Genomic DNA, 1,018 nt, shown 5'->3' with positions numbered 1-1,018 from the left:
TTCGCCCGCCTCGGCCGGCGGATCGCCGCCAACCGCTTCCGCGACGCCCGCGCCCGCGCCGACGCGCTGGCCGGTGCGCTGGACGCGATCTATGCCCGGCCCGGCCGGCTCGCCCTCGCGAGCGCGCTGCATCTGGCCGGCTGGCTGGCAACGGGGCTGGTCGGCTACCTCGCCTATCGCCTGCTCGGCGCGCGGCTGGAGGTCGAGGACGCCATCGCGATCGAGGGGCTGCTGCACGCCATCACCGCCGCCGCCTTCCTCATTCCCGGCAATATCGGGGTGCAGGAGGCGGGCTATACCGGCCTCGGCGCCGTGTTCGGCGTGCCGGCCGACCTGTCGCTCGGCGTCTCGCTGCTGCTGCGCGCCCGCGACCTCGCCCTCGGCGTGCCGGTGCTGCTGGTCTGGCAGGCGACCGAGACCCGCCGCCTGCGCCGCCGCCCGCCGTCCCCCGCCGCGTAGGACGCGTCCAGAGGGGCGCCGCCTGACGACGGTGGGCTGAAGCCCACCCTACGCGTGCCGCCTCACCCTACCCATGGCCGTAGGGTGGGCTTCAGCCCACCCCCCGCGCATCCACCGCCATGCCCAAACCCGGGACCCCCGCTCAGTACGGGTAGTAGTAATACGGCCGGTAATAGTACGGCCGGTAATAGGCCGGATAGACCACGCAGCCGCCCAGCGTCAGCAGCACGCCGATCGCGGCGGCGAGGCGGACGGTGCGGGCGAGGCCGCGGCCCGGCCGGCGTGCGGTCTGTCGAGTGGTCATGCTTCTTCTCCGCATGCTGTGCGTTGCACGGGATATAGGGTCGTCTCTGCAACGCCAGCGCAGCCGTTTGTTTCCAAGCGTGACGGCGCGGGCGGGGTCGGCCACCCTTGCCACCACCGCGTGCCCGCCGCGGGCGCGACCGAGGAGATCCATGCCCGACCATCCGCCCGCCCCTTCGCCGCTCCCCGGCAGCCCGCCCCCCGGCAACCCGCTCCCCGGCAGCCCCCCTGCCGTCATCCCGCCCTCGGCCGCGCC

At 74.6% G+C, this 1,018-nt stretch carries 2 protein-coding genes; one reads left to right on the top strand and one right to left on the bottom strand.

The window, feature by feature from the left end; all coding sequences use genetic code 11:
• Nucleotides 1-459: lysylphosphatidylglycerol synthase domain-containing protein (locus B8460_RS02140; RefSeq protein WP_048859923.1), on the top strand; the 459-nt coding region annotated here is incomplete at its 5' end.
• 142 nt (nt 460-601) lie between these two features.
• On the opposite strand, the gene B8460_RS21535 is transcribed toward B8460_RS02140, so the two are convergent.
• On the bottom strand, nt 602-763 hold the full coding sequence (locus B8460_RS21535) for a hypothetical protein (protein ID WP_158322668.1): 162 nt from the start codon (nt 761-763) through the stop codon (nt 602-604).
• Nucleotides 764-1,018 lie beyond the last annotated feature (255 nt).

The organism is Acidisphaera rubrifaciens HS-AP3 (genome assembly GCF_000964365.1).
GTDB lineage: Bacteria > Pseudomonadota > Alphaproteobacteria > Acetobacterales > Acetobacteraceae > Acidisphaera > Acidisphaera rubrifaciens.
This window is presented reverse-complemented; position numbering and strand designations above follow the sequence as displayed.

Bases quoted from the DNA above. Each gene is read 5' to 3' on its own strand.
- B8460_RS21535 (WP_158322668.1), bottom strand. From the start codon at position 763: ATGACCACTCGACAGACCGCACGCCGGCCGGGCCGCGGCCTCGCCCGC.